General features: G+C 34.8%; 11 protein-coding genes. 6 read left to right on the top strand and 5 right to left on the bottom strand.

What is annotated here, in order from left to right:
• Window positions 1–12: 12 nt before the first annotated feature.
• Both KF816_15880 and KF816_15875 read right to left on the bottom strand, forming a co-directional pair.
• Complete coding sequence (locus KF816_15880; protein ID MBX3009501.1) at window positions 13–414, bottom strand: hypothetical protein; 402 nt, start codon at window positions 412–414, stop codon at window positions 13–15.
• A 79-nt stretch (window positions 415–493) separates the two neighbouring features.
• Window positions 494–1,813 (bottom strand): hypothetical protein, encoded by a 1,320-nt coding sequence (locus KF816_15875; GenBank protein ID MBX3009500.1) that lies wholly within the window; start codon window positions 1,811–1,813, stop codon window positions 494–496.
• Window positions 1,814–1,988: 175 nt separating this feature from the next.
• Between KF816_15875 and KF816_15870 the strand changes: the two genes are divergently transcribed.
• Window positions 1,989–3,455 (top strand): Gfo/Idh/MocA family oxidoreductase, encoded by a 1,467-nt coding sequence (locus tag KF816_15870; GenBank protein MBX3009499.1) that lies wholly within the window; start codon window positions 1,989–1,991, stop codon window positions 3,453–3,455.
• Window positions 3,456–3,542: 87 nt separating this feature from the next.
• On the opposite strand, the gene KF816_15865 is transcribed toward KF816_15870, so the two are convergent.
• Window positions 3,543–4,964 carry an alpha/beta hydrolase gene (locus KF816_15865; GenBank protein ID MBX3009498.1) on the bottom strand — a complete coding sequence of 474 codons (1,422 nt, stop codon included), beginning with the start codon at window positions 4,962–4,964 and terminating at the stop codon, window positions 3,543–3,545.
• Between the two features lie 180 nt (window positions 4,965–5,144).
• Between KF816_15865 and KF816_15860 the strand changes: the two genes are divergently transcribed.
• On the top strand, window positions 5,145–7,256 hold the full coding sequence (locus KF816_15860) for a glycoside hydrolase family 3 C-terminal domain-containing protein (GenBank protein MBX3009497.1): 2,112 nt from the start codon (window positions 5,145–5,147) through the stop codon (window positions 7,254–7,256).
• Window positions 7,257–7,346: 90 nt separating this feature from the next.
• Here the strand turns inward: KF816_15860 and KF816_15855 are convergent, their stop codons facing one another.
• A complete protein-coding gene (locus tag KF816_15855; GenBank protein ID MBX3009496.1) occupies window positions 7,347–8,258 on the bottom strand; it encodes an MBL fold metallo-hydrolase in 912 nt (303 codons plus the stop codon).
• Window positions 8,259–8,395: 137 nt separating this feature from the next.
• On the opposite strand from KF816_15855, the gene KF816_15850 reads away from it, so the two are divergent.
• From KF816_15850 to KF816_15835, 4 genes are all read left to right on the top strand, one after another.
• Window positions 8,396–8,803: a GNAT family N-acetyltransferase gene (locus KF816_15850; protein MBX3009495.1), complete on the top strand. Its 408-nt coding sequence runs from the start codon at window positions 8,396–8,398 to the stop codon at window positions 8,801–8,803.
• Between the two features lie 211 nt (window positions 8,804–9,014).
• Window positions 9,015–10,595, top strand: coding sequence for an L-aspartate oxidase (gene nadB, locus KF816_15845; GenBank protein ID MBX3009494.1), 1,581 nt, complete (start codon window positions 9,015–9,017; stop codon window positions 10,593–10,595).
• A 65-nt stretch (window positions 10,596–10,660) separates the two neighbouring features.
• Window positions 10,661–11,950 (top strand): alkaline phosphatase, encoded by a 1,290-nt coding sequence (locus tag KF816_15840; GenBank protein MBX3009493.1) that lies wholly within the window; start codon window positions 10,661–10,663, stop codon window positions 11,948–11,950.
• Window positions 11,951–12,033: 83 nt separating this feature from the next.
• Complete coding sequence (locus KF816_15835) at window positions 12,034–12,429, top strand: PEGA domain-containing protein (protein ID MBX3009492.1); 396 nt, start codon at window positions 12,034–12,036, stop codon at window positions 12,427–12,429.
• A gap of 123 nt (window positions 12,430–12,552) precedes the next feature.
• Here the strand turns inward: KF816_15835 and KF816_15830 are convergent, their stop codons facing one another.
• A complete protein-coding gene (locus KF816_15830; GenBank protein ID MBX3009491.1) occupies window positions 12,553–13,260 on the bottom strand; it encodes a hypothetical protein in 708 nt (235 codons plus the stop codon).
• Between the last annotated feature and the right edge of the window lie 5 nt (window positions 13,261–13,265).

Raw genomic sequence — 13,265 nt, 5'->3', positions numbered from 1 at the left:
TAACAAACCATTTTATTTTGACTTTAACCAATCATAAGCATCTTCGGAATTTGTGAATAATTTTACTTCGAGACCGAAATCGGAATAAAGTTTTGAGTAATGTTTTAAAAACATTTGAGCATGAATTTCTTCAGGCAGAACTACCGCCCAAAATTTCCATCCTTCTGCTAATACTTTTGGGAACCACTCTTTTGTTGCCCATTCATAATCTACACCTGAAAACCGGGGATTTTTTTTATCATCAGACAACCATTTAACCGCTTTTTTTTCTTTCATCAAATTTAATCCCCTGGTGAGTAAAGTTTTGAATGGATCGCCAACAATTAATTTGTGCATTACATGATGGACGATCATCTCTTCTTCATGAAAGTAGAGGGAGTAGAGTTCATTTTCAATGATTGTAATTTTTCCCATATTTGCCTCGTGGTAAAAAATTAAAAGTAAAATTACACAGTTATATTATCGAATAATTTATTAAAAATTTAAAATTCAATTATCTCAAAACCGGATTTTGAGACTGCTCCATTTTACCCGACCCGAGTATTTCTTTTATTTTGATTGTTCCCAATTTTCTGGCTTTTAGGAAGCCAAACCAGGCGTTTTCAGCTAAAATTCCCTTATTGAGCCAATCAAAAAGCCATTGATCGGTGTATTCGGGTTTTTCTTGCTTTCTGCCGGCTCCAATTTCAATAAGCCATTTACGATTAAATTTTTCCTGAGAACCTATTGGGGGCGTCATAATTATTGGAATGCCGAGCCCGCAATAAAATGAAAGCTCGCTCGGTTTTGTCCACAATATATCTGTTCCCAAAATTGCTTTATTGAACAGATCGAAATAATTATATATGTTGGAAGAATAAACCACTTCAATTTTTGATGAGTCATCATCTCCAAATTCTCTTTTAATGGTATCGAAATATTTTTTCACCGATTCTTTTACACCCGCAACAAGTATTAACTTAACCTCATCATTCTTAATTTTATTTTTTAAGCTTATCGCAATATTACCGCCAATTTCCGAAAGAGCCCCGGCTCCGCCAACCGCATAAGTAATAGTAAGTTTTTTCCTTGTCGCTACAGGGTAATTTTCAATTCCTAAAAAGTGACTTACATTTTGTCCATGCCTAATTCCAAACTTATTTTTTGGATCAAGCACTGCTAATCTCTCACCAAGGTTTTTCCTTAATATTGATAAATCTTCTCCACCTGTAAGTTCTTCGGGAAGAGGGAAACCGGTAATGTAAATTCTATCTTCGGGAACGCCATAAGCTTTTAAACGTTGCGCAGCTTTACCGCATGGGGCAAAATAATAAATACGACTCTCCCATGGTTCCCGCGCTACCCAAACTCGGTTTAGGTCTGCATCGCAAATAATACAATACACATTTTGAAATCCTCCCATATCGGCGGCAATTGCCGGAGCGTAAAAAGATGTTACTATAGGAAGATTTTTGGAACGGACCTTATCAAGCATTGACGCGCATAATCCTTTTTTAATACTTGATTCTAAAAGATCTACTTGAAAAGTTTTGTTGGAAAGATCCCGCATAGGATAATAGGAAGGTATTCGGAGAAAAGTATCGAGCAGATTAAATAATGATTTTCCAATGAAGGGAAGTCCTCTGGCCCGCGATAAATACTCGTATGCACGCAGAACTCTTCTCCATAATACTTCTTCATTCTTGGAGGCAACATCATCTGCCCCAACAGTAATAATTTTTTCTTCGGCAATATCTCGAAGAGGATAAACCGCGCGTTGATGACCATAACCCATAGTAGCGGTAACCAGCCAGACTTTTTCATTAATACTCATAAAAGCGCATGTTTAGTCAATAGTAGTTTTAAAATTGGAAAAGCTGATCTTTCTATTTACCCATATTTTAAAGTAAAGTGTTGTTTTCAAAAGGATAAGTATTTACTTTAAAATAGCTTTAAGCAAAGTAATTGATTATGAGATTCAATCAAAATTAAATTAAGAGGTAGAGAAGATGGAGGAGAAAAAGTTAAAAGAGTTTTCGAGAAGAGATTTTCTTAAAGTTTCAGCTATAGCGGGTACCGGCGCAATGTTTGCAAACAGCAGTTACGCAAATATTATTAGTTCAATGAACAGCAAGAAGAAGTATGTTTTAGTGGGACTTGGACACCGTTCTCAACTTTGGCAGGACGCTATTTATAAATCATTCTCTGATTCCAATGAAATTGTTGGCTTCTGCGATACAAATATCGGAAGAATGAAATATTACCAAGAATACGCTAACAAAATAACAGGTAAATCAATATCTATCTATGCAGCCAACGATTTCGATAAAATGATAAAAGAAACAAAACCAGACACAGTAATTGTAACAACGGTTGATGCGACACATGATTATTATATAGTTCGCTCTATGGAGCTTGGATGCGATGTAATTACTGAAAAGCCGATGACAACAGATGAAAAAAAATGCCAGCAAATAATTGATGCTCAAGCCAAATATGGCAAGAAAATTATTGTGGGCTTTAATTACCGCTATTCCCCTTCACGCACACAGGTTAAAGATATTTTAATGAGTGGTGAAATTGGAAATATACTTTCGGTTGATTTTCATTGGATGCTCAATACACATCATGGCGCCGATTATTTCAGAAGATGGCACAGCCAGAAAAAATATTCGGGCGGTTTGATGGTTCACAAAGCAACCCACCATTTCGATTTAATTAATTGGTGGCTCTCTGCTGTACCAGTATCTGTATATGCCAATGGCAAAAGAGAATTCTATACCCCGGAAACAATAAAGAGATTTGGATTGAGCGGTTATCATGAACGATGCCATACTTGCCCGGAGAAACAAAAATGTGGGTTTGAATTGGATTTATCAAAAAATGCCAGACTCAAAGCTCTTTATCTCGACAATGAACAATATGACGGATATTATAGAGATAAATGTGTCTTTCGCCCCGAGATTGATATTGAAGATACAATGAATGTAATTGTTAAGTATAATACTAACGCTACACTTAGTTATTCGTTGAATGCGTTTAATTCTTGGGAAGGTTACTATGTAATATTTAATGGTACGAATGGGAGGCTTGAGCACAAAATCGAAGAAAAAATTTATATTGCAGGAGATGGAACGGAGCAGGGGGGAATAAAAGAAGGTGGCGAATACACTAAAGTATTTCCATTGCGGGGACCAGTTAAAGATTATAAAATTCCAAAAGCTGAAGGAGGGCATGGAGGCGGTGATAATGTCATGTTAAATGATATTTTTAATCCAAATAAATCGACAGATAAATATATTCGTGTAGCAGACCAAAAAGGGGGTGCATATTCTATATTAACTGGAATAGCGGCTAACAATTCAATTGCTTCTGGCAATCAAATTATGATTGATGATCTTGTCAAAAATATTGGTTTACCCGATTATCCTAAAATGCCAAATAATAGTGACGCTCTGCCGATGCCAAATAAATAGATATACTCAAAAATTAGTTATTCGAATAAACAAGGAGGCATTCATAGAAATGCCTCTCTACTTTTTATTTAGAATTAGTGCTAATTATTATTTTACAGTCTCTAAAATCCACTTGCTCATAATTTCCAATACTTCTGGAGATATAGTTTCTTCGATTTTTGCATATTCCGAAACAGCACCAGTTTTAGCATTTTGAAATAAATGGTTTAAGCCGGGAAGTGATTTGATGGTGAATTTTGTATTGCCCCCCATTTTTAATGCTTTTTCAATTTCGGGTAAGTTTTGTTTATACTCAACTTGAAGGTCTAATTCGCCATTTAATGCCAGGACTGGAATTCTTAAATTTTCAAGATAAGGACGCGGATCAAACTTGAGGAATAACCGGAACCAAGGACTCAAAATCTGCCGACTGGTTCTTTCAAACATCTCTGGTGAATTTTCCGGTTTAGCTTTTTCATCATCACTTAATTTACTCATCTCCTCTTTATATAGATCTTTCAATTTCTGATATGCTTTTGCGCTGTCAGGTTCATCAATAATTATTTGATATGCTTTACTGCTCGATTGAACCTGTTCCTTAATCTTTACCTCCTCCATTCCGTTAGCCCGTAAAATTAATTCGGTCTGCAATTTCAAAATATCCACACCAGGGACTCCCGGACCAGCAAGCATAATAATAAATGAAATGTCATCAGATTGGTTTGCGGTGAAAGGTGCAATTAACCCTCCCTCGCTATGGCCAATAATTCCAATTTTATTAGCGTTAATCTCTTTTCTGGTTTTCAGATACTCGACGGCCGAAATAGCATCTGATGCAAAATCTATTGTTGTTGCTGCTGAAAAATTACCTTCAGATTTCGCAGTTCCTCTATCATCATATCTTAAAACAGCAATTCCATTTCTTGTAAGATAGTCTGCAATCACCAAAAATGGTTTATGATTCATTAACGTCTCATCTCTATCTTGAGGTCCTGAACCAGAAACCAGTACAACCGCTGGAAATGAGTTACCATTTTGGGGAAAAGTTAAAGTGCCGGCTAATTTTATATTTAATTCTTTGTTTTCAAAAATTATATCTTCACTAATGTAGGGGAATGGGGGTATCGGTAATTGGGGACGTTTCACTTCAGAAGGTTTATCAACTTTGGATAGATTCAGAGGGAGACTCATTCCACCTTGTGTAAAATTTCCCTTTACATAACCACTATCTTTAATAATCTCCCCAAAATATTTTGCTCCAATAGCCGCACACTCAAAATTGAGACTATCGGGTGTAATCGCAATTTTACTGACTGGTATATCCTTTGCCCCTTGATCGGGGCTGTCCAGCTTTGCTGTGGTTATTCCACCTTCATTCTCCAACACTTTTAATACCAATCTTAATTCCTGTACCTGAATTTTAAGTTTGCCTTCATAGTAACTTTCTCTTTTATTTTGAGCAAAGGTCGATTCATTAAAAATTTGTAGCAATAAAAATAATGTAATAGCTAAAGTCATTCTGCTTTTCATCTTAATACCATTTTTTATTTGAAATATAACTATTCTGACGTATCCTATATATGAATGTTTTTTTTGTGAGAACTCAAATATCAGCATAGATTAAAATAAGTTTTATATTTGTTGGCGTAACATTAAATTCGGCACTCCAAAAATAAAAGTTAAATTATCTGGAAAAAAGGGTGGTAGTAAATGGCACTACAAAATAACATAGTTAATGAGCAGACGAAATTAAATTACAAGTATGAACCGTTTATACCTCCAATTAATTTTGAGGAAGCGTTAAACCAAGCAGAAAAAATTTTGTCCCAAATGTCGTTGGATGAAAAAATATTATTTGTTGGCGGACATAATTTCTTCTTTATAAAAGGATTTGAACAATATCGAATTCCACAACTTTATTTGGCAGATGCTACCTCCGGAGTACATATCCGAAAAGAATTAAGCGGGTTAATGGAAAAATCAGTTGCATTTCCTAATCCTTTAGCATTAGCTGCTACATGGAATATTGAATTGGCAAATCAATTTGCAAAATGCATTGGTGAAGAGTGCAGAATAGGTGATGTTGCAATTCTTCTGGGTCCGGGAATGAATATTTATAGAAATTCACAGTGCGGAAGAAATTTTGAATACTTCGGAGAAGACCCTTTTTTGGCGGCTAGAATGATTGAAAATTATGTAACAGGAATGCAAAGCACAGGAACAATTGCAACCCTCAAACATTTTCTAGTTAATAATCATGAATGGCACAGAAGAACTACAAATGTTATTATTGATGAGAGAACACTTCATGAAATTTACTTACCCGCTTTTAAAGCCGGAATTGATGCCGGTGCAATGGCTGTAATGACTTCGTATAATTTAGTAAATGGGGAATGGGCAGGGCAAAGTAAAAAAGTAATTGCTGATTTATTAAAAAGTAAACTTGGATTTAAGTGGCTTGTAATGAGTGATTGGTGGTCAACCTGGGATCCGGAAAAGACTATAAAATCGGGGCTGGATCTTGAAATGCCTGGTGATATTTTGAATAATTCTACTTTCAAAAAAACTGGTGATATTACAATTAAGCATAACGCGAAACGATTAATTAATGAAAGTAAAGTTAGCGAAGAAGATATAAATAGAATGGCCAAAAATATTCTTTGTACAATTATTTCTATGGGTTTAAATAAAAGACCAATAACAGGTGATAAGTGTATAAAAAATTTTCCGACACATGAAAAAATTGCATTGCAAACAGCCCGTGAATCAATTGTCCTTCTTAAAAACAGAAACAATATTCTTCCTATAAATAAGAATACTAAAATTTTATTAACAGGAGAATTCGTTGAAAAAATTCCTTTTGGTGGAGGTTCCGCCGCTGTTGAAGGTTACAACCATGTTTTAATGATTGACTCTTTAAAGAGCGAATTCGGTGATAATATTGAATATATAAAAGATCCTTCAATTGATAAGATAAAAGAAGCATCAATCATACTTTTAAGTACTGGAACTATGGACAGCGAGGGTTGGGATAGAAAATTTGAACTTCCCGAAAAGTTAGAACAACAGGTTAAAAAGATATCCTCATTAAATAAAAACACTATTGTGATAATAAATTCCGGCAGTGGAATAAAAATGATAGACTGGGTCGAAAATACCGCGGCAATTCTGTATGCGTGGTATCCAGGTCAAACTGGATATATAGCACTAGCAGAAATTTTAAGCGGTAAGGTTAATCCATCCGGTAAACTGCCTATGACAATTGAGAAAAACTTTGAAGATTCCCCCGCATTTGGTTATATCCCCCAAGGTGAAAATATCAACACAAATTGGGATGATGATTTTAATGTCAGCTTCCCAATACACAATGTTGAATATAAAGAGGGAGTATTTGTTGGTTACCGCTGGTACGATTCAAAAAAAATAGAACCATTATTTTATTTTGGGGAAGGATTATCATTCACCACATTTATTTATGATAACCTCAATATTTCTAAAAGCATAATTAGTGGCGAGAATATAATTGCGGTCGATTTTACTATTACTAATTCAGGTAAGACCGATGGCGCTGAGATTGCCCAATTATATATTAGCGATATTGAATCTTCCGTGCCGCGTCCCACTAAAGAACTAAAAGGATTTGTAAAAGTATTTTTAAAAGCGGGAGAAAGTAAAAAGGTGAATATTACCCTAACTAAAAAAGATTTTGCGTTCTGGGATATTAATTTAGAAGATTGGAAAGTAGAACCGGGGGAATTTGAGATTTGTGTTGGTGCTTCGTCGAATGATATAAGACTAACATCAAAAATATTATTTGGATGATGTTATAAAATAAAGACTTAGAGCCGGGGTCAGCTCTAAGTCTTAATTACAATTGAATTATAAATTGTTCATCTATTAATAATTATTAGATCATATTTCTTTTATAAGTAAATCGTAAGCTTTTTCAATTGTCATTTTTTTTGCCCCAGCCCATCGTTCCTTTAATCCCTCGAAATTAGGAATAGCTTCAGCTGTAATAATATCATCTCTAGTTTTTCCTTTCTTTATTTCTCCCGACACAAAATTAACTAGAGAGTCAATAAAGTCTTTCGCGTAATGTAAGTCTGCTCGTGATCCAGTTAATAAGGAATCATCTGCACCATGCCCAAAAATGAAAAGTGTATCTTTATCGAAATGTTTAGCCGCACTTTCAATAACTTTGATCCAGTTTCGTAAATCCCCGCCACCATTGAGATCGATGAAGGGATAAGTTTTATTAAAAACTAGATCTCCCATATGAGCAATATTAGCTTCTTCAAAATGAATTATTGAATCACCGGCAGTGTGTGCTCTACCAAAATACATTGCTGTGGCTTTTTCATCACCAAGTTTCTCGCCCCATGTATTTTTAAAAGTAGCTGTGGGATAAGCCTGTGGTTTAGCTGGGTCATTTCCATTATTCTTTTCTTGTAACATTTTTGAATTTTCGTGAGCAACAATTTTAGTAGCAAATTCTTTTAAATGAATATTCCCTGATGTATGATCGCCATGATGATGGGTATTAAATAGAATATCAATGTTTCTCTTTGTTTTCGATCTTAAACCGGTAAACATATTTTGAGCTTGCTCGGGATATTGGGAGTCAATAATTGCAACAGCGTCATCATTAATATACCAGCCAATTGTTCCTCCCCGTTCTGTGAAAATACCAATATTGTTTCTAAGTGGTGTAAAGCCTTTCGGCTCAGTTGATAGCGAGGCAAAAATATTTCTATTAGGTAGTATTAATCCCCCGGCCAGTACAGATACAGTTTTAAGGAAATTTTTTCTTGTTAGATTCATCTCTTCGCTCCATATTTTCTTTGTAAGCTAAACTGTTTAATTTTGATATAACAGTTTGACTACTGAATTAATAACTTTAGAAACCTTAATCAATATAAAAATAGTTCAAAAATTTCTTAACAAAACAATAATTGAATATGAAAATTACTTTTTCTAACAGTCGTGAGAAGTTTGATGTAAACTTAATTCACAATTTTTTAGCTAATTCATATTGGTCACAAGGGGTAGCTAGGGAAAGAGTTGTTAACGCAATTGATAATTCCTTCTGTTTCGGTGTTTTTGATAATCAAACCCAGGTTGGTTTTGCGAGGGTAACAACAGATTTTACATTTTTCGCATACATAGCTGATTTATTTATTATCGAGGAGTACAGAGGAAGGGGATTATCAAAACAGCTTATGGAAGAAATACTAAATCATGATAAATTAAAAAACATACGTTCATGGATGCTGGCCACCTGGGATGCTCACGGGCTTTATGAAAAATTTGGTTTTACGAAAATTGAAGATAATAATAGATATATGATAAAAAGGAAATTGGACTAACAGCGTGTAGCTTTTTTCTATCTTTTAAAAAATTATTTTTCATTTTCGATGACAGATTAATATTAATAAACGCACTAATACTATAAATTCAACCATGCTATCTAACCAATCAATATTAATTTGTGCGAATCACCCAATGACTTTTTGCTTACGAACTGAATCGCCTTAGTGAACGATTTTGTATCTTTGTTTAACAAATTACACAATATATATGATGAATAGAGAAAATTATTTTCAGTTTATAGTTGTTGGTGGCGGTTTAGCAGGAATTAATGCCGCACTTGAAGCTTCAAAACATGGAACTGTAGCTTTGATAACAAAAACCAGACTGGAATTTGGTAATTCATTTTGGGCTCAGGGTGGAATTGCCGCTGTAGTTGACCAGAATGATTCATTTGATTCGCATATCAATGATACACTTGCCGCTGGAAGAGGACTATGTAACAGATCCGCGGTCGAAATTCTTGTTAATGAAGGCGCCCAAAGAGTTAATGAATTAATTAAAATGGGTATGCCCTTCGAATGGGAAAATGATGAAATTGTTGTTGATTCGGAAGTCGGTCATTCACAAAATAGAATTTTATATTCGGGGGGCGACTTAACCGGAAGAGAGATAATTAATTTTTATATCGACCTTGTTAAAAAAAATAAAAACATTAAACTAATTGAGAGCAGTATAGTCTATCACTTAATTGTAGAGAATAAAATATGTTCAGGTGTTCATGTTTATGATTGTGAGAGTAAAAAATCTTTTACACTGTTCGGCTCATCAATTATACTTGCTACCGGGGGCGCTTCCGCAATTTACCAGCAAAAAACTAATCCTTACTCTTCGTTGGGGGAGGGAATTTCTCTAGCCTACAATGCGGGGGCGGATGTTGAGAATATGGAGTTTATACAATTTCATTCTACCGCGTTTGTTTCTACGAATGGAGATACATTTTTAATCAGCGAAAGAGTCCTAAAAGCGGGAGCGTATCTTTTAAATCATGAATTAAATCGTTTTATGGTTGAAAATGATGAAGCGGCTGAAATGGCGGATAGGGATGTTGTGGCAAAATCGGTTTATGTTGAGTTGAAAAAAAATCTCAAACCAAATATATATTTGGATATGAGACATCTTGATTCGGAAAAAATTAGAAATCATTTCCCAAATATTTATAATGAAGCATTAAAATATGGCATTGACATCACTAAAGATTTAATTCCGGTGGCCCCGACAGCATATTATAATATCGGGGGAGTTAAAACTGGTCTCTGGGGAGAAACAAATATTAGAGCATTGTATGCGGTCGGAGAAGCAGCTTCAAGCGGTGTTCATGGTGCAAATAAGCTTGCCGGTAATTCCCTTCTGGAATGTTTAGTTTTTGCGAAGAGAGCAGTGGAGCATTCGATAATGAATAAAGCAAAAGAAGTTTCTTTTGACAATAACATTGTTGATTATTTTATAAATGAGAGCAGATTGAGTTGGTTCAATAAATTGAAAAATCAAGTTGCGATGATAATGATGAACAATGTTGGCGTTGTTAGAATTCAGGAAGAATTAAATTCAGCTATCAATAAATTAAGTATGCTTCGAGAAAATATTCCAGATAATGAAAACGAGTATTACGCTAGCTCTGCAATTAACTTTGTTAACGTGGCACTTCTTATAACTACTTCAGCGTTAATTAGAGAGGAAAGTCGAGGATGTCACTTTCGTGATGATTTTACAAGCGAAAACGAGAAGAATTATATGATTATCCAAAATAAATTTAGTGGGCTAAAATTAACAGAAATAATAAAGGAATAATAACAAACATAATTTGTATTAATTGTGCTGAAGTTATGTTCATCAAAAATATTTAAAGGAATCGAATGTTAAAAAAAATATTTTTCGCTTCATTACTGATATTTAATTTATTCTTAGCACAGAATCAAAATAATATAACCGGAAGTGTAATATTTATTCATCCAGATGGAACCGGTTTAGCAGATTGGAACGCGCTTCGTATATTAACAGCGGGTCCAGATAACGAAATTAATTGGGATAAACTTGATGCGGTAGGTTTATACCAAGGACATATAAAAAACAGAATTGCCGCCTCATCAAATGCTGGAGCCACAATTCACGCATATGGAATTAAGGCAGATTATGAATCATTTGGAATGGTCGATAATGAAATTCCATTGGCACTATCCGGCAAGCAGTTGAGCATAATGCAAGAAGCAAAAGCCGCTGGAATTTTTACTGGAATAATAAACTCCGGTTCTATAATTGAGCCTGGGACTGCAGTGTTCGTATCCAGTAATGTCAAAAGATCAAATCATGAAATTATTACTAAAAAAGTTATTGAATCGGGAACCGATCTTATTTTTTCCGGAGGTGAAATCTGGATGCTTCCTGAAGGTACAAAGGGGAGATTCACTAAAAGCGGAAAAAGAAAGGATGGTAATAATCTAATAGAATGGGCAATAAAGAATGGTTATAAAATTATCTATACAAAAGATGAATTGTTGAATCTCGATCCCAACGAAAAAAAGGTACTGGGAGTGTTTGCCGAAGAAAATACTTTTAACGATAAATCAGAAGAGGAACAGCAAAAACTTAATCTGGCTAATTACAATGCTACGTCACCAACACTTAAAGAAATGACAGACTTTGCTCTTAAATTTTTTTCGAGTAAAGGTAAATTTTTATTAGTGGTTGAAGAAGAAGGCACCGATAATTTCGGAAATAAAAATAATGCACAAGCAAAACTTGAAGCTCTTAAACGTGCGGATGAAGCGATTGGTACGGCAATTAGATTTGTTGAAAATAATCCAAATACATTATTGGTTACCGCATCCGATAGTGAAGCTGGGGGAATGGAAGTTGTTGGTTTTGATCGATCACTACTAACCGAGAATAAATTGTTACCCACAAATGATTCAAACGGCGCCCCGATGGATGGAATTAAAGGAACCGGCTCTTTGCCTTTTGTTTCTGCGCCGGATAAAAATGGTAATGTTTTCCCTTTTGGACTTGTATGGTCGAGTTATGGCGACGTTGCAGGTTCGGTCATTGCCCGGGCTCACGGTTTAAATTCAGAGAGAATGAGGGGGAAAATTGATAACACATTTATTTATCGATTAATGTATTTAACACTTTTTGGAAGATGGCTCTGATAATTTCTAATAACAAAGATTACCGGAGTTAACTATTAATTTTTACGAAAAAATTTCGATAATCAGATTGGAGGATGATTATCATGAAATTTTATAAAATATTAGCACTGGTTCTTGTTGTTTTAATTAGTTCAGCATGCTCAACGGTTTTAAATACAACTACACAAGATGTTGTAATAAAAACTACCCCGGAGAACGCGAAAATTTCAATTAATGGAAAACGATTCGGCAATAGCCCCCAAACTATTAATATTGAAAGAGGCACCAATCATAATCTTAAAGTTGAATTAGATGGTTATGAACCTTACGAAACCCAAATTACCAGAAAAATTTCATTCTACTTTTGGCTCAATGTATTTAATGGAGTTCTTCCCGGAATGCTGATTGATATGTTTACTGGATCGATGTACAATCTTTTACCCGAAGATATAAATGTAGAACTCGTTCAGAAAAAAGAAGAACCTAAAAAGAGCAGATAATTATTCCTAGAAATTACTAGGTAGCAAAAAACAGAATATTTAATCTTTAGCGCACTCCGTGAAAACTCAGCGTTCTCTGCGTTAAAAAACAATTCGCAATTCGGCTGACCTTTCTCTTATTAGTCAGTTCCTCAATAACAGATAATTCCCTGTAATCGGGTTCATTTTAAATCTCTCAGCAGATAAGACTTTACCTTTCTCAATAAATCTTGCCAAATCCTTTTCAGACTTAAAATTGACTATTGAAGTAGAAGAGATTGGATCGTGATATAAAGAATAACCACTAAACTCCTCAAATAAGCCGCTCAATTCTGGAAATCCATTCTGTATACCTAAATTTCCTTTCGCCAATTTGATGTTTAGCAAATTATCTTCTAAAAAATTATCTCCTACTAATTTTGGTAGTTCATATGGCTGTTCAGCTGATTTCCGATTAATAGTTGAAAATAACTCTATCGTAAGTTTGGTAGCTTCTTTTGTCCCCTTATTATTTGCAATTGAGATATAGAAACGCCCCAACGCCGATTGAACTTGATAGGGAGAAATACACACATACCTTGAAATTGTATCACGTTTTGAACACTTAAAAATTGAAGTGGAATAAATTCCAAACGCGGATTCGGGACTCTTCATTCTATAGTACTCAACCCGAAAATTATGATCCTTCCAATCTATATCCTGAAAAAGCAATTTATCAAAACCATATTCGAGATATAAATCGGCACCGCCATTAATATGCCCCCAAAGCCCATCTCCATCAAAATACGAACTCTTTGAAATGATTCCACCTGGAATATCTTGCTGTGCGATTGAGGGAAAATCTGTATCCATTTGAG

The organism is Melioribacteraceae bacterium (assembly GCA_019638015.1).
Classification (GTDB): Bacteria; Bacteroidota; Ignavibacteria; order Ignavibacteriales; family Melioribacteraceae; genus JAHBUP01.
The sequence above is the reverse complement of the archived record's forward strand: the minus strand, read 5'-3'. Positions and strand labels throughout refer to the sequence as shown.